The sequence below is a fragment of the Anaerotignum sp. genome (assembly GCF_051877975.1).
Lineage (GTDB): Bacteria > Bacillota > Clostridia > Lachnospirales > Anaerotignaceae > Anaerotignum_A.
This window is the reverse complement of record NZ_JBJEJK010000004.1, coordinates 1-15,510: the sequence shown is the minus strand read 5'-3', so window position 1 is coordinate 15,510 and position 15,510 is coordinate 1. Positions and strand designations below refer to the sequence as shown.

15 protein-coding genes are annotated in these 15,510 nt (G+C 47.0%); 10 read left to right on the top strand and 5 right to left on the bottom strand.

All coding sequences use genetic code 11. The features are described 5' to 3' along the window. Window positions 1-11: 11 nt before the first annotated feature. From panB to ACI39P_RS00435, 4 genes are all read right to left on the bottom strand, one after another. Window positions 12-869, bottom strand: coding sequence for a 3-methyl-2-oxobutanoate hydroxymethyltransferase (gene panB, locus ACI39P_RS00450; RefSeq protein WP_439718751.1), 858 nt, complete (start codon window positions 867-869; stop codon window positions 12-14). Beyond that, the gene (locus ACI39P_RS00445; protein ID WP_439718750.1) at window positions 866-1,822 is read right to left on the bottom strand and encodes a DUF2520 domain-containing protein; all 957 of its coding nucleotides are present in this window, start codon (window positions 1,820-1,822) and stop codon (window positions 866-868) included. Before ACI39P_RS00445 ends, panB begins: the two co-directional genes overlap by 4 nt. Window positions 1,823-1,958: 136 nt before the next feature. Beyond that, window positions 1,959-3,248, bottom strand: coding sequence for a glutamine-hydrolyzing GMP synthase (gene guaA, locus ACI39P_RS00440; RefSeq protein WP_439718749.1), 1,290 nt, complete (start codon window positions 3,246-3,248; stop codon window positions 1,959-1,961). A 169-nt stretch (window positions 3,249-3,417) separates the two neighbouring features. Beyond that, entirely contained in the window at window positions 3,418-4,347 is a 930-nt protein-coding gene (locus tag ACI39P_RS00435) for a P1 family peptidase (protein ID WP_439718748.1), read from the bottom strand. A gap of 283 nt (window positions 4,348-4,630) precedes the next feature. Between ACI39P_RS00435 and murA the strand changes: the two genes are divergently transcribed. The 9 genes from murA to ACI39P_RS00390 all read left to right on the top strand — a co-directional run bounded on the left by murA (window position 4,631) and on the right by ACI39P_RS00390 (window position 13,108). Next, window positions 4,631-5,890 carry a UDP-N-acetylglucosamine 1-carboxyvinyltransferase gene (gene murA, locus ACI39P_RS00430; RefSeq protein ID WP_439718747.1) on the top strand — a complete coding sequence of 420 codons (1,260 nt, stop codon included), beginning with the start codon at window positions 4,631-4,633 and terminating at the stop codon, window positions 5,888-5,890. A 13-nt stretch (window positions 5,891-5,903) separates the two neighbouring features. Beyond that, the gene (locus tag ACI39P_RS00425; RefSeq protein WP_439718746.1) at window positions 5,904-6,725 is read left to right on the top strand and encodes an FtsQ-type POTRA domain-containing protein; all 822 of its coding nucleotides are present in this window, start codon (window positions 5,904-5,906) and stop codon (window positions 6,723-6,725) included. Between the two features lie 42 nt (window positions 6,726-6,767). Beyond that, window positions 6,768-7,457 carry a DUF881 domain-containing protein gene (locus tag ACI39P_RS00420; protein ID WP_439718745.1) on the top strand — a complete coding sequence of 230 codons (690 nt, stop codon included), beginning with the start codon at window positions 6,768-6,770 and terminating at the stop codon, window positions 7,455-7,457. Then, on the top strand, window positions 7,454-8,290 hold the full coding sequence (locus ACI39P_RS00415) for a hypothetical protein (protein WP_439718744.1): 837 nt from the start codon (window positions 7,454-7,456) through the stop codon (window positions 8,288-8,290). The genes ACI39P_RS00420 and ACI39P_RS00415 overlap by 4 nt, the downstream gene beginning before the upstream one ends. Before the next feature lie 13 nt (window positions 8,291-8,303). After that, the gene (locus tag ACI39P_RS00410; protein ID WP_439718743.1) at window positions 8,304-8,663 is read left to right on the top strand and encodes a small basic family protein; all 360 of its coding nucleotides are present in this window, start codon (window positions 8,304-8,306) and stop codon (window positions 8,661-8,663) included. 133 nt (window positions 8,664-8,796) lie between these two features. After that, window positions 8,797-9,957, top strand: a complete 1,161-nt coding sequence (ftsZ, locus tag ACI39P_RS00405; RefSeq protein WP_439718742.1) for a cell division protein FtsZ — start codon at window positions 8,797-8,799, stop codon at window positions 9,955-9,957. A gap of 172 nt (window positions 9,958-10,129) precedes the next feature. Further along, window positions 10,130-10,486: a BlaI/MecI/CopY family transcriptional regulator gene (locus ACI39P_RS00400; protein WP_439718741.1), complete on the top strand. Its 357-nt coding sequence runs from the start codon at window positions 10,130-10,132 to the stop codon at window positions 10,484-10,486. Next, on the top strand, window positions 10,483-12,516 hold the full coding sequence (locus ACI39P_RS00395; protein WP_439718740.1) for a M56 family metallopeptidase: 2,034 nt from the start codon (window positions 10,483-10,485) through the stop codon (window positions 12,514-12,516). Before ACI39P_RS00400 ends, ACI39P_RS00395 begins: the two co-directional genes overlap by 4 nt. Beyond that, window positions 12,506-13,108, top strand: a complete 603-nt coding sequence (locus ACI39P_RS00390) for a hypothetical protein (RefSeq protein WP_439718739.1) — start codon at window positions 12,506-12,508, stop codon at window positions 13,106-13,108. The genes ACI39P_RS00395 and ACI39P_RS00390 overlap by 11 nt, the downstream gene beginning before the upstream one ends. 52 nt (window positions 13,109-13,160) lie before the next feature. Here ACI39P_RS00390 and ACI39P_RS00385 read toward each other — a convergent pair whose 3' ends face one another. Beyond that, window positions 13,161-14,069: an EamA family transporter gene (locus tag ACI39P_RS00385; protein ID WP_439718738.1), complete on the bottom strand. Its 909-nt coding sequence runs from the start codon at window positions 14,067-14,069 to the stop codon at window positions 13,161-13,163. A 261-nt stretch (window positions 14,070-14,330) separates the two neighbouring features. Here ACI39P_RS00385 and ACI39P_RS00380 point away from each other — a divergent pair, with 261 nt between their 5' ends. Continuing rightward, window positions 14,331-15,221: a substrate-binding domain-containing protein gene (locus ACI39P_RS00380; protein WP_439718737.1), complete on the top strand. Its 891-nt coding sequence runs from the start codon at window positions 14,331-14,333 to the stop codon at window positions 15,219-15,221. The last annotated feature ends 289 nt before the right edge of the window (window positions 15,222-15,510 follow it).

Genomic DNA, 15,510 nt, shown 5'->3' with positions numbered 1-15,510 from the left:
CTGTTAACAGATTATTTCTTTTCGTATTCTGCATCCAGCTGTGCCAGGAATTCATCTGCGCAGTCGCTCTTTGCATAGGTCTGAGCGGCAGTAGGGAATGTGCCAGCTTTTACTTCTGCATCGTATGCCATGAAGGCGTTTTTCATTTCTTCGCCGATATTTGCATAACGTTTTACGAATTTAGGCACAAATTCGCCGGACATGCCCAGCATATCCTGATATACCAAAACCTGACCATCGCAGCCGGCACTTGCGCCGATGCCGATGGTGATCATGTTTGTTTTCTTTGTAATGAGGGCAGCCAGTTTGGGAGGTACGCATTCCAGAACGACCATGAATGCACCGGCTTCTTCCACTGCCAGAGCATCTTCCAGCACACGGCGGGCGTTTTCTTCGCCTTTGCCCTGTACCTTGAAGCCGCCCATAGCATTTACGGACTGGGGTGTCATGCCGATATGGGCACAAACGGGGATACCGCATGCAGTAATGGCTTTGATCTGTTCACAAACGCTTTTGCCGCCTTCCAGTTTTACTGCGTTGCCGCCGCCTTCTTTCATCAGTCTGCCTGCGTTTGCAACAGCCTGCTCTACGGATACCTGATAGCTCATAAAAGGCATATCCAGAATGACAAATGCGTTTTCGCAGGCTCTGCAGACGCTGCGGCCATACAGGATCATTTCTTCCATGGTTACGGGCAGTGTGTCGGAATAGCCCTGCATGGTCATACCCAGGCTGTCGCCAACCAAAATGGTATTGATGCCTGCAGCATCCACCAGCTTTGCTGTGGAATAATCATAACAGGTCAGCTGGGAAATTTTTTCACCATTTGCTTTCATTGCCATCAGAGTAGCGATTGTGTTCTTTTTCAATTCTTTTTACCTTCTTTCAAAATCTTTTCCATGTACGTGTAATCAGTTTCCGGGTGCTTTGCCTGAGCGGTTTCCATGAGCTTTTGAGAAACCGTGCGATACAATTCCCGTTCCCCTTCGCTGGGGAAGCAGGAAAGGTGTTTTTCCACAGTTTTTGTGTCGCAGCGTTCCATGGGGCCGGTCAGTGCCTGAATGGGGCCATCCTGCAGGATATGCTCTGTGTTGCTGCGGATGAGCGGTGTCAGCGCCTGCAGGGCAAGCTCTCTGGAAAATCCGCAGGTTTCCAGCAATTCCAGGCTTTCCTGCACCAATGCGCAGACAAGATTGCTGGAAATGGCACAGGCTGCATGGTAGCGTGTTTTTGTCCCGGTGGGAATCACCTGTACGGTGGGACCCAATGAGCTGAGCAAGTTCTGCCAGGCTGAAAGATGCGGCCCATTGCCTTCGACGCAAAAAAAAGCACCCGACAATTCCCGATATGTTTCCAGCTTACTGCTGACAGGGAAAAGCGGATGGATAGAATAACCATGTGCGCCGAACAGGCTGATTTCTGGAAAAGCCTCTTCAGCGGTCATAGCGCCACTGCAATGACATATTTGTTTTCCTGAGATCCCATGACACTTCAGTTCATTATAGACCGAAGTAATCGTTCCGTCTGGAACAGTCAAAAAGAGCGCATCACTGCCTTCGATCAGTTTGTCCAACCCGTCATAAAAACGGGAATTTGTAAATTGCGCTGCCTGCTGTGCTGATTCTTGATGCCGGCTGTAATACCCGGTCACTTGAATGCCTCCTTCAGCAAAGAACTTTCCTAAAGAGAATCCAACTTTGCCTGCTCCAATAAATCCGATCTTCATGTTATCACCTTCTTTGTAGGGGTCAGGTGATGTGGTCTTTTTCGTTCCGTGGGAACTCGAATTCAGGATGATATGTCGGTACAGTTTCCAATACACATGGAATACCGTCCGCTTCTGGGCCGCAGATATCAATCTGCAGACTCACGAAATCATCATAACATTCAAAGATGTATTTGTAAATGTAAAAACCCCCGAATTTTTTCGAGGGTTTTTGGTGCTTTTTACATATAGATTATTCCCACTCAATGGTGCCGGTAGGCTTAGGAGTCAGGTCGAACAGCACACGGTTTACACCTTTTACTTCGCTTGTGATACGGGCTGTGATATGCTGCAGCAGGTCGAAAGGAACGTTTTCTACAGTAGCTGTCATAGCATCGATGGTATTGACGGCACGGATGATGACACACCATTCGTCCACACGTTTGTTATCCTTTACGCCAACGCTCTTCAGATCGGGAATGGCTGTGAAATACTGCCATACTTTGCCTTCCAGACCATTTTTCGCAAATTCTTCCCGCAGGATAGCGTCGGATTCCCGGACAGCTTCCAGTCTGTCTCTGGTGATAGCACCCAAGCAACGTACACCCAGACCAGGGCCGGGGAAGGGCTGTCTGTAAACCATGCTGTCGGGCAGCCCCAGAGCTTTGCCGCAGGCACGTACTTCGTCCTTAAACAGCATTTTCAGGGGTTCTACCAATGCGAAGTTCAGGTCTTCAGGCAGGCCGCCAACGTTATGGTGAGATTTGATGACTTTTACTGTCTTTGTGCCGGATTCGATGATATCGGGGTAAATAGTGCCCTGACCCAGGAATTCGATGCCTTCTAATTTTCGAGCTTCTTCTTCGAATACACGGATAAATTCGGCACCGATGATTTTCCGTTTCTGTTCCGGATCTGCAACGCCTGCCAGTTTATCCAGGAAACGGTCAACGGCGTCAACATAAATCAGGTTGGCATCCATTTCATCACGGAATACTTTGACAACCTGTTCGGGTTCCCCTTTCCGCAGCAGGCCATGGTTTACGTGCACACATGTCAGCTGTTTGCCGATAGCACGAATCAGCAGGGCTGCAACAACGGAAGAATCTACACCGCCGGAAAGAGCCAGCAGTACTTTTTTATCGCCAACCTGACGTTTGATCAGTTCGATCTGGTCAGCAATGAAGTTTTCCATGTTCCAGTTTGCTTCTGCTTTACAGGTGTCAAATACGAAATGTTTCAGAACAGCTTCTCTTTCTGCATCATCTGCAGGGAAGGCGTCACCGCCTTTATGGTCTGCTTTCAGGATGGGCAGACCTGCGCTGTAAACAGCTTCGCTGGCATCAATCTCTACACCATCTACAACCCGGTTGGGGCCGCCGTTCAGAATGATGCCTTTTACGCCGGGCAGAGCAGTCAGTTCTGCAGCAGAAATATCATGGGGGTGGATTTCTGTGTAAACACCCATTGCGCGAATCTCACGGGCAATTTTGGGATTTTCTTCACTGCCCAAATCCAGAATTAAAATCATGTCCTGTTTCATAAATACCTCCTGTTTTGATTAAACATTTAGAAATAAGGTTGTGCATTTTTGCGGCAGAGGAGGTGCAAACCTCCATTTTTACACATATTTTACCATAATAAAGCCAAACAGGAAATAGAATTTTGTATTTTTTGCAGAATTCTGCAGAAGGATACTCCAGCTGCTCTTTTTATTTTGCTGTTTTTACTGCGCGCAGTATGGCCTGTTCTGCTGCCTTTGCCGCCAGAATGCCGATGACATCCACAGGGGCTGTGGGCAGTTCGATTTCTTCTGTGGAAAGGCAGAAAAGAGTATCTCCGTCCATGGTGGTATGGATGGGTCGGATACAGCGGGCCAGACCATCATGGGCCATACCGGCTACTTTTGTGGCCTGGGCCTTTGTCAGCTTTACATTGGTGGCGATGATGCCGATGGTCGTATTTTTGCCGCTGAAGGAAAGGCTGGATGCCAGTTGGAGGACTCCTTCTTCTGTGGAAATGAAGCCGCCGTTATCATCCTTTGTGCCGGCGATGATTTTGCCGTTTTCATAGACATCACCAAAAGCATTGACCGCAATAAGAGCCCCTACCCGGATGCCGTTTTCTGTTGCTTCAGACCAGGAGCCGATGCCGCTGTTGGTGCAAAAATCCATGCCCCGCAGCTTGCCGACCGTTGCACCGCAGCCTGCGCCATGGTCGCCCTCCAGCAGGAGGGAATCAGAGGCATTTTCGCAGGCCAGTCTGCCCATGGCTTTATCAGGGCGGGTAAAAGCATCGCCGTTTTCTAAATCATACAGCACTGCAGAAGGAACGATGGGCACTTTTGTCACGCCCACATCAAAGCCAATCCCTTTTTCCTCCAGATAATCCATGACACCGCTGGCTGCTTCCAGGCCGAAAGCAGAGCCCCCGGATAGAACAACAGCCTGCACCTTTTCCATAGCATTGATGGGGTTAAGGAGGTCAGTTTCCCTTGTGCCGGGGGCGGCGCCCCGCACATCTACACCGCAGACAGCTCCTTTCTCAGTAATGACAACGGTTACCCCTGTTTTTGCTTCGGGGTTTTCCGCCTGACCTACCTTCAAACCTTTTATATCGAGGATATTTCTTTTTAATTCCATATTCAAACAACTCCTTTATCAACGAGTGAGGCAGCAGCTACAAGCCCCATCTCCATAGGCGTAGCCTGTGCAAGGGGAAAAGTGCTGCCGAGGGTTATGTCATAGCGGCATAGCTGCCAACCAGGGGCAAAGCCCAATGGTTTTTCCCGTAAAGGAAAAAGATTTCCTTATTTCAACGGGTGAAGTATTTTCTGATTAGATTTTACATTTGTTGATGGAAAAGCACAAGAAGTTTTGTCCTGCGATATGATAAGTGTAAGATTTTATTTTCGGAGGGAAGAGCATGGGGACATACATGGTGCGGGGCGGGAGGAAGATAGAAGGGGAATTTGCTGTGCGGGGCAGCAAGAATGCTGCCTTGCCTATTTTAGCTGCCTGCCTTTTGGCAGAAGATGAGGTGATACTGGAAAATATCCCCTTGATTACAGATGTATTCCAGACTTTGGATATCCTGCGGGAATTAGGCTGCACGGTTTCCCTTTCGGAAGAAATGCGGACGGTTGTCATTGACAGCAGATATCTGAAGGGAACGGAAATCGGCAATGAAACGGTACGGAAGATGCGCTCTTCCATTCTTTTTCTGGGGGCACTTTTAGGAAGAGAAAAGCAGGGAAAACTGGCCTATCCTGGGGGCTGTGCCATTGGGAAACGCCCCATAGACCTGCATCTGGCTGCTTTTGAAAAAATGGGCGTTACGATACGGGAAGAGGGCTATGTTCTGGATTGCAGGGCAGAGCGGATAACAGGGCAGCATATCTATCTGAATTTCCCCAGTGTTGGCGCGACGGAGAATATCCTGCTTCTGGCGGCCAAAGCAGAAGGGGTCACCGTGATCCATAATGCGGCGAGAGAGCCGGAAGTCATTTCTTTGGCACGCTTCCTGCGGGCCATCGGCGCAGAAGTTTATGGCGAAGGAACTGCCAGCATTATGGTGGAAGGGGTAAAGACCCTCCATGGGGCATATTTTTCCATTCCTTCCGACCGCATCGAAGGCGGAACCTTCCTTTGCGCCGCCGCTATGACAGGGGGCGAACTGCGGCTGAAAGGGCTGGAACGGGAACAGATGGGAGCCGTTCTGGAAGTGATGCGGATGACTGGCTGTCGTTTTTTATGGGAGGAAAGTGACCACTTGTGGATGTGCCCGCCAAAGCGGCTTTTGTCGGATTTTACCATCGTCACAGGCCCGTTTCCCGCCTTTCCTACGGATATGCAGCCTTTCATGATGAGTTTATTGACATTGGCGAAAGGAAATTGTATGATTAGTGAAACGGTGTTCGAAGCCCGCTTTTCTCAAGGGGAAGAGCTCTGTCGTATGGGGGCGGATATTCGTATTTCGGGGCGAAATGCTTCGATTTATGGCGTAGAAAAACTACATGGGGCAGAGGTCTTTGCGAAAGACTTGCGCTGCGGTGCAGCTTTGCTGGTGGCGGCATTGGCGGCGGAAGGGGAAAGCCTGGTCCACGGCTCGGAATATGTGGAGCGGGGCTATGAAAAGATAGAGGACGCCTTTTCTTTTTTGGGCGGCGATATCAGGCTGACATAAGAAAGGAAAAATAATGTTTGGAAAAAAGAAAAAACAATCGAAGAAAAAGAAGCAGGAAATGATTGATATCGACCTGATGGATGAACTGGATTTTTACAGAAAACCTGAAAAGAAAAAGGGAATCGATCAGAAAGTAGTGATTGCCGGTGTGTTTGTTGTTGTGGCAGTTGCCTGCATCCTGTTTTCTCCTGTTTTTGCTGTAAAAGAGATCAAAGCAGAGGGTGCCAGCCATTTTACGACCTCGGAACTGTGCGAGAGGATCGGCCTTTCCACTGGAGATAACCTGTTTTTATTTGGTAAGGGCAAGGCGGAAAAAATATTGGAGGAAAACCCCTATATTGCCGATGCGAAGCTTTCTGCCAAGCTGCCCGATACGATGATCATCACAGTGAAAGAAAGAAAGGTAAGAGGATATGTCCCTTATATGGGCTCTTACCTTTACATAGATGAGGAAGGCCGTGTGCTGGAGGTGCAGGAGGCATATCATGAAGCCCTGCCTTTGGTAAAAGGGCTTTCCTTTGGCAGCTTTACAGAAGGGGAGATTATCCCCGTAGAAAACCCCGAGGCACTGGATGTGGTGCTGCGGATCTCTCAAATGATGGAAAAATATGATTTGCTGGATCTGGTGGTAGAAATCGATGTTTCCAATCCGGAGGATATCTATGCCTATGTGAATCAGGTGCAGATCCATTTGGGAAATATGGAAAATGGCGATATGAAGATCAAATACATGGCGGAAATCATGAAAACGATTCCAGAGGAGGATCGGGGCATTTTGGATCTGAGCGCATTGGACAACCCTAAGGCTAATGTAGTGTTTCAATATTTAACATAATCAGCGGGTTTTCCTGCCAGAGTGACTTAGCGAGGTTAAAAAATGACAAGGCATCATTATTCCATTGCATTGACGGCAACCTGCATTTTGCTGGGGGTCATTGTCGGTGTGCAGTATAATACAGTAAAGCAGCAGCGGCTGTCCACGGAAAATCAGCGTTTATCCGAAGTGACCCTTGCTCTGAATCAGGCCCAGGAGGAACGGGATGCCCTGCAGAAACAAAAGGAAGCATTGGAAAAAACCTTGGAGGAATATGAAGAAGGCACCTACAGCGGTGTGGAAATAGAGCAGCTGCGGCAGTTTGCGGGGTTGACTTCTATCACCGGCGAAGGGGTCATCGTTACCATGAATGACAGCAGTACGAATATGGGCGGGGATAGAAATGCGTACCTTGTCCATGCGGAGGATCTGCTTTCCGTGGTGAATGAGCTGAATGGAGCAGGGGCAAAGGCTGTTTCCATCAATGAGCAGCGGATGGTGGGCAAGAGTGCCATCACCTGTGCCGGCTCTATTGTGATGGTAAATGGCGTGCGTGTGGCGGCTCCTTTTGAAATCAAAGCAGTGGGCGACCCGGATGTACTGCAGTCTGCTCTGAAATTCCCCGGCGGTGTGGTAGACAGCCTTACCCCTTGGGGAATTGAAATTACGATTCGGAAGGAAGCTACGGTGACGGTACCTGCCTATACACAGACGACAATAGGCGAAGAAGATTTGAAGGAGGAAGAGGAATGAAAAGAGCATTGGCAGCAGCGCTGACATGGAGTCTGATTTTTGGCATGACTGGCTGTGACACAAAAACCCAGGAAACGCCAATAGACCCCTCTGCGGAAATAGAACTGCCTGCTGAATCCGGGGAGGTTTCCATTACATGGGGAAATGATACGGCAGAAAAACCCGCCGAAATGCTGACAGACCTGACGGAGGATATCATTGCTTCTATCCTGAAGGAAAGCTATACAGGGAAAAGACAGTTTGAAGCGTATGATTTTGAGATAAAAAAGCTGGAAAATTTAGAAGGTTCTCTGGAAATGGATTTTGATTTGGGTGTGACCTATCGAGAATTGACGGAGGACACCAACCCTGCCATGCCTTTGATTGTGGGGGAAGAAGTACTGCATATGGAATTGCCGCTTCGCCTGACTGCTTATACGGAAAAGGATAATATCCAAACGGAAGGGCTGTTCCTTGCTGTACGGGAAGATGAATTGACAGAACAGGATAAATGGCATTTGATTACAGAGGAATTGCCGGATTTTGCAGAAGTGGGCACTTTCATCGGGACAATCCAATTCGATGAAAAGGGAAACTTAAATCTGAATCGGAAATTCTGGATTGAAGAAACCCATGGATATACCGATAATGGTTATTTTCTGATGGAAACCAATGCTTCTTACAGTGTTCCTGTGGACGAAGCCTGCGAAATCAGCTATTATGCGGGTGCTTCCACGGTGGAAAGCATGACGTTGGAAGAATTGAAGCAGATGGAACATCTGGAGGAGCATCTTTTTATGGTAACACAGGAAAACGGAAATATCAGATATATCATTGAACTGTATAGACCATAAGGAGGGATACAGAATGTTGATTCCGATGATTGGGCTGTGTCTTGGTGTTGCGGTGGGCATTGGCAGCGGCATGGTTTTCCCGCCGGGGTATTCTGCCTATGTGGCTATGGGGATATTGGCCTGTTTGGATTCTGTGATCGGGGGCGTATACGCCAATCTGCAGGGCAGGTTTCAGGGAAAGATTTTTGTAACCGGACTTTTTTGCAACGGAATTTTCGCCATGGCGCTCATTTGGCTGGGCAATCAGCTGAGTATCGACCTTTCCTTGGCGGCAGTAGTGGTCTATGGTTCCAGAATGTTTCATAATTTCAGCAGAATCCGCATTTTCCTCTTGAATAAAGGGAAAAAAGAGATTATGATAGATGCTGATTGAGAAAACCTGAAAATGCTTGGGAAAAAAAGCAAAAAATAGCAGGAAAACTTATTTTTTCTATGGAAATCAGTTTTTTTTTCGTGTATAATATAGGTTGATTAACTTTGTAAATGACTTAGGAGGAGATTATATAATGCTCGAATTCGATATCCCTATGAGTAATATGGCACAGATAAAAGTAATTGGCGTTGGCGGCGGCGGCAACAACGCTGTGGACAGAATGATTGAAGACGGTTTGGATGGCGTAGAATTCATTTCCATCAATACAGATGGACAGGCTTTGGCGAAATCCAAATCCGCAACGAAAATCCAGATTGGTGAAAAGCTGACAAAAGGTTTGGGCGCAGGCGGAAACCCTGAGATCGGCCAGAGATCTGTAGATGAAACACAGGATGATATCGCCCAGGCTCTGCGGGGTTCCGATATGGTATTCATCACAGCCGGCATGGGCGGCGGTACAGGCACTGGCGCAGCGCCCAGAATTGCTGCGATTTCTAAAGAATTGGGCATTTTGACTGTTGGCGTTGTTACAAAACCCTTCAATTTTGAAGGCAAAAAGAGAATGGGCAATGCGGAAAAGGGTATCGCAGAACTGAAAAAGAACGTAGATACACTGGTTATTATCCCTAACCAGAGACTGCTGAGCATCATTGATAAGAAAACTACGCTGACAGAAGCATTCCGCAAAGCGGATGAAATTCTGCTGCAGGGCGTACAGGGCATTGCTGACCTGATCTCCAAGCCCGGCGTTATCAATCTGGACTTTGCCGATGTTCGTACCATCATGGCAAACAGAGGCATTGCGCACATGGGTATCGGCCGTGCCAGCGGTGAAAACAAGGCAGAAATTGCTGCGAAAATGGCAATCCAGAGCCCTCTGCTGGAAACAACCATCGAAGGTGCAAAACATATCCTTATCAATTTCAGCGGCGATATGAATTTGGGTCTGCTGGAAACAGAAGAAGCTGCAGAATTGATCAGAGAAGCGATTGACCCCGAAGCAGAAATCATCTTCGGTACAACATTGAACGAAGAACTGAACGACGAAGTTGTTGTTACGGTTATCGCTACAGGCCTGGAAGACGATGGCCCCCATGCAGAACCCAAGAGAACACTGGCAGATGTGGGCATCAGAACAGAAGAAAGAACTGCTGCACCAAAGGCAGAAGAAGCCCCTGCAGAGGAAAAAGAGGCAGGTGAAGCACGTCCTGTTGCAAGAAGATTTGCGGATTTGGACTATGATTATGAATCTGAAATCAAGATTCCTGATTTTCTGACAAGAAAGAAATTCTGATACAGGAAAATTAAGATGAAGCTACATAAAAGACCTGATTTATCCCCAAAAGGATAAGTTGGGTCTTTTTTATTGACAATTTTTATTGACAATATTGGACTACAAATGTAGTATAGAAACAAGACTACATTTGTAGTTTTCATTTGGGCAGAGGGAATAAGGAGGTGATTTTTTGGATTATAAGATTTCCGACAGTGAATGGAAGATCATGGAGATTCTTTGGGAAAAAGGGGCAGCAGCGCAAAACGATATCATGGATGCGCTGGATGTGAAATGGAACAAAAATACGGTGTATACTTTCCTGCGCCGGCTGGAACATAAGGGCATGGTGCAGAGCGGCGGCAGCCCGAAGCGGTATCAGGCAGCAGTGAAACGGGAGGATTGTGTGGAACAGGAGCAGGAAAGTTTTCTGAATAAAATTTATCATGGCTCTGCGGGGAAAATGGTAGCGGCATTTGTGGAAGAAGGAAAGCTGACAGAGAAAGAAGTGGAAGAACTGAAACGGCTTCTGAAGGGGATGGATGTATGACAAATCTATGGACGGTACTTTATTTTACACTGGGGATCACCCTGACGGGGGGAATGCTCCTGTTGTTCAAAAAAATCTTTTGGGATAAGCTGAGTGCCCGCTGGCATTATCTGGTGTGGCTGGTGCTTTTGGTGCGGGCGGTTTTGCCGGAGAATGTACGGCTGTTTTCCACAGGCTTTGCCTTGAATAATATCTGGATGGAAGGGATGAAGCGGCTTCGTGGCATAGTGGAGATGGGGAGAAATTCCCTTCTTTCTGCTCCTTTTGGTATGGAGGGCGGAGACCTTTCCTTGCTGAAAAGCACTCCTGTTGATGCATGGTCCGTGACGGATATCCTGTTTGTGGTGTATCTTGCGGGTGTAGTGATAATGTTAGCCTGGGATATAGTAATTTATGGAAAACTGCGGAGGAAAATCAAAAAGGGAAGAGAAGCATCCTGGGGTCTGCAGGAAAAAATCAGAACGACAGCAGAAAAATATGATTTACCAAAGCAGGAACGGGTAAAAGTCTGCGGTGGTTTTGAAACACCATTTTTATGTGGATTTTTCAAGCCTGTTCTGGTGATTCCGGAAAGCATGGAGGAAACCATTGATGAAAAGGTTCTGCTCCATGAAATGCTGCATTTGAAGCATCATGATGTGCTGGTGAATTTTGCTCTGCATTTGCTGCAGGCATTGAACTGGTTTAATCCCTTTGTATATTGGCTGTGCCATATCATCCGTAATGACAGCGAAGCCCTTTGCGACCAGCGGGCACTGGAACGGCTGGAAGGGGAGGAAAAGCGGGACTATGGGATGCTTTTGCTGGGGATGGCAGACCGCCGCCATGCCAGCCGCATCGGTACCACCTCCATGGCAAATGGGGCAAAGAATATCAAAACACGGGTGCGGCGTATCGCTGATTTTGGCCGTGCGCCAAGGGGAGCGGCTTTTGCTGCAGGCTGCATCACTGTGATGCTGTGTCTGGCTTCTGTCAGCTATGCCTATGAGCCGAAATATTTCGATACCTCTGAGGTGGAAACGAAGGAAGATTTGGAATTTCTGCTGGAGGATGCCCGTTATTTTGATGTGACTTCTCCGGAAATGGCGATTTCCATTTTTTATGAAGCCATTTATGAAAAGGATTTGGGAAAGTTGGCGCTGACCGTGCCCCAGGCGGAATTTGAAACCTATCGGGCATGGGCGCTGCAGGAATATGGGGAAAACAGAAAAGCCTTTGGGGCACAATTGGCGGAAGGCACGAAGGCTGATTATAAATATAAATTTTATGAGGATATGCGGTATGATGGGCTGTATTTCTTTGGACAGGAAGAAGATGGTTCTGTGAAGGGGATGCTGCACATCATAGATGAAACAGATGCCTGCTATAACGATGTGCCTGTTACGGAACGGTTCCTTTATTTCCGTGTGTTGGAAGAAGAAAAAGGCAACTGGTCTGTTGAAGTATGCAAAGAAGACAGCTGGCTTTTTGATGTTAATAATCCTAGCTATACAACACGAAAACTAAAAGAAAAGATGGAAAATGGTCAGTATACCCAGCGGGGAGATTGGAAAATGGCAGAGGTAAGCTATTGCTTCGTATGGAATATGCAGATGAGCGGAGGGAATCTGTTCAGCTTTATGAATCTGGGAAATGAGGAACCTCAATTCAACCAGACCCTTTCTTCTGATGCCAGCCATGCAGTCCTGTTGGAATATACGGGAACAGAATGGAAGGAAAAGGAAGAAATTCTTGTACTGTATCTCTGCCCTGCGGAAATGACAGAGGAATATCTTTGGGACGGGGACAGAGGGATGCGGAGTTATAGCCCCAATGGAAGTGGGAGCAGTTCCGATGGCAGCTCCTGGTGCAGTTTCCGCACAGGAAAGGACTGGGATGGTTCTTTGACGGAGATTGGAGGTGTATGGGGAGAAAGCTTGAATGAAGCCTTTGATCTGCTGGAAAACCCCTATGAAGTGCGGGTTTATACAGTACAGGGCGAACGTCTGGCTGCCTTTCCTATGAAGGGAGGTGCCCTCTATGAAGAATAAGACAAGCGAAGCCGTTGGGAATATCCGTGCGGCTATGCTGGTATTTCTAATTGATGTGAATATTTTCGGCTTCGATATCATCCCTGATTTTTTCGGGTGGATGTGTTTGCTGGGCGCCGTTGATATTTTGAAAGACGCGATACCTGCCATCGAACGCATCCGTAGCTTTGGTAAAGTTCTCCTTTGGTATGAAATTGCTATGGTGGTTCTGTATTATATAGGGGATCACATTCCTTTTTACGGTGCGCTCAGCCCTTATATAGCAATCTTTATCCTTTGTATCCGTATATACTTTATGTATATCATTCTGACAGCTGCTGCCGATGCGGGAGCGGAACAGGGGGGAGAAGCAGATACACTGAAGGGCATCTGCAGGAGCCGAAACCGTGTCCTGTTGGCAGAACTGGCGGTATATCTTGCTGCTGCGATTGAAGGGACGGAAAACATCGGCGGATGGATATGGATTCCCTTTGTGCTGTATTTCCTGTTCTATATTGGCTGCATCCTGCAGTTGAGCTGTCTAAAGGAAGAAGTGGAAAAGTGGGAAAAAGGACAGTTGGAAACAGCGGAGATAACGGCGGCGGAGACATAAAAAGAGCCTCAGGTCTTGTGAACAGCGGTTCACTTCAGACTTGAGGCTTATTTTATGCTTTTTTCGGTTTTGGTTTGGCGAAGGAGAGCATCAGAACGGTGATGACAATAAAGAGGAATCCGATATAGTCGATGAATTCCAAATGCACTTTCAGCCAAAGCACGGAAACAATAGTGGAAGAAAGGGGCTCTACAGAAGCGTACAAGCTGCTTTTTGTGGGCCCGATGTATTTTACACCATTCAGAAACATCATATAGGGTACCATTGTACCAAAAACGATAATGAAGATCAGGCAAAAGACGCTCGTTGCATTCCAGTCGCCCTGCCATTGCCAGAAGGGGTGGATGATATTCATGGCGATACCGCCGATGAGCATGGCCCAGCCAATGAGGAGCATGGTATCGAAGCGGCTCAGCAGGCGGACGGGATAGACCGTATAAAAAGCCAATGCCACAGCGGAGAGCAGCCCCCAAAACAACGCATTAGGGGAAAGGCTCAGGCTTTTCAGATTGCCATGGGTCGCCAAAAGGATGGTGCCGATCAATGCCCCCAGTACCGACAGACATTCGATGGTATTCGGCAGTTTTTTCTGGCGGAAAGCAAGATAAACAACGATCATGATGGGAGCCAGATACTGTAGGACAGTTGCAGTGGCCGCATTGGAATCGTTGATGGCTGCAAAGTAAGCATACTGCATAAAGAGCATGCCGATCAGGGCAAAAAGAATGACTTCTTTCCGATCCTGCTTTTCTAGCCAGATTTGAAGGATACCACCTTTTTTGATTTGCGCAAAGGTAAGCATGAAGATCCCTGTCAGCAGCATGCGAATGGAAACCAACCATTCTGGTGTAATATTTGCATTGTGAAACATATATTGTCCCGCTGCACCGGAAACACCCCAAAGACAGGCGCTGGCGATGCAGAAAACGGAACCCATCAGTACTTTATTTTTGATGTGCATGATTTTTCTCTCGTATTATATATAATGATAGTTATGTTATATAGAAACTTAAACCATGCTATCACTTTCGTTTTGAAAAGTCAATGATAGATAAAATGGAAAACATTGATGGAAGTGATCAAAAATTTTGATAAGACAGGTCGGTTTTTCATAGATTTAACAAAAGTTAGATTTTTTATTTAACATTTGGCGCATATACTTGGATTGTAAACAAAAAGAAACAAAAATCAAAGAAAAGAAAAAGCAGTAAAAAGGAGAGTAATGAAAATGAAAAAAATGTTCAGTTTTGGTCTGGCGATGACATTGGCAGCAAGCATGCTGGCAGGCTGCGGCGGCAGCGGCGAACCTGCGGAAGAAGAAAACGCAGCGGCAGGCGGTGCGATCACGGTAGTATCCAGAGAGGATGGCTCCGGCACAAGGGGCGCCTTCATCGAACTGTTTGGGATTGAAGAAAAAAATGATGCCGGCGAAAAAATAGATATGACCACAGATCTGGCAGAGATCACAAACAGCACAGCAGTTATGCTGACCACGGTTGCAGGGAATACCAATGCGATCGGTTATGTTTCTCTTGGTTCCCTGGATGATTCCGTAAAAGTATTGTCTATTGACGGCGTAGAAGCAACTGTAGAAAATATCAAAAACGGTACATATTCTGTAGCAAGACCTTTCAATATCGCAACAAACGCAGAAGTAAGCGAAGTAACACAGGATTTCATCAACTTCATCCTGAGTGAAGAAGGGCAGGCAGTGGTAGAAGAAAACGGCTATATCAGCCAGGGCAACACAGGTGCTTTTGAAAGCACAATGGTAGAAGGCAAAGTAGTCGTAGCAGGTTCTTCTTCCGTAACACCCGTTATGGAAAAACTGAAAGAAGCATATCTGGCTATCAATACAAATGCTTCTGTCGAAGTGCAGCAGAGTGACTCTACTACAGGTATGACTTCTGCCATCGAAGGCATGTGTGATATTGGTATGGCATCCAGAGAACTGAAAGACAGCGAACTGGAAGCAGGCCTGACTCCTACAGTTATCGCCATGGACGGTATTGCGGTTGTTGTCAACCATGAAAATGCAGTAAATGGTCTGGAAAGCGCACAGGTAAAAGATATCTTCACAGGCACAGTAACAGATTGGTCTGAAGTTCAGTAAAGAAACCCGGAAAAAGAAACTTTTTCATAGTAACAATCTCCCACCCATACATTTTACAAAACAATTTACAAAAGAGAAAAGCATCAAAGAAACGTAGGCAAGGTCTGTAGGGCAAACGGAAGCGGAAAGGCTCTGTATTCGCCCTGCAGGCCTTGCCTTTATTATTTTACGTAGATTTAACAGAACTGAGGTAATTCATTTAACTTCTGTTTCTTATACTTTTTTTGTATAGAAAAGTCCAGCGGTGTGATGTCAAGTGAGAAATGAATAATAAATCAAATTTTTTTCA

Coding starts and splice junctions, on each gene's coding strand:
- ACI39P_RS00410 (WP_439718743.1), top strand. CDS start 8,304: ATGTTGATTCCGATGATTGGGCTGTGTCTTGGTGTTGCGGTGGGCATT.
- ACI39P_RS00385 (WP_439718738.1), bottom strand. CDS start 14,069: ATGCACATCAAAAATAAAGTACTGATGGGTTCCGTTTTCTGCATCGCC.
- ftsZ (WP_439718742.1), top strand. CDS start 8,797: ATGCTCGAATTCGATATCCCTATGAGTAATATGGCACAGATAAAAGTA.
- ACI39P_RS00380 (WP_439718737.1), top strand. CDS start 14,331: ATGAAAATGAAAAAAATGTTCAGTTTTGGTCTGGCGATGACATTGGCA.
- ACI39P_RS00425 (WP_439718746.1), top strand. CDS start 5,904: ATGTTTGGAAAAAAGAAAAAACAATCGAAGAAAAAGAAGCAGGAAATG.
- ACI39P_RS00435 (WP_439718748.1), bottom strand. CDS start 4,347: ATGGAATTAAAAAGAAATATCCTCGATATAAAAGGTTTGAAGGTAGGT.
- murA (WP_439718747.1), top strand. CDS start 4,631: ATGGGGACATACATGGTGCGGGGCGGGAGGAAGATAGAAGGGGAATTT.
- ACI39P_RS00420 (WP_439718745.1), top strand. CDS start 6,768: ATGACAAGGCATCATTATTCCATTGCATTGACGGCAACCTGCATTTTG.
- ACI39P_RS00390 (WP_439718739.1), top strand. CDS start 12,506: ATGAAGAATAAGACAAGCGAAGCCGTTGGGAATATCCGTGCGGCTATG.
- ACI39P_RS00395 (WP_439718740.1), top strand. CDS start 10,483: ATGACAAATCTATGGACGGTACTTTATTTTACACTGGGGATCACCCTG.
- ACI39P_RS00415 (WP_439718744.1), top strand. CDS start 7,454: ATGAAAAGAGCATTGGCAGCAGCGCTGACATGGAGTCTGATTTTTGGC.
- guaA (WP_439718749.1), bottom strand. CDS start 3,248: ATGAAACAGGACATGATTTTAATTCTGGATTTGGGCAGTGAAGAAAAT.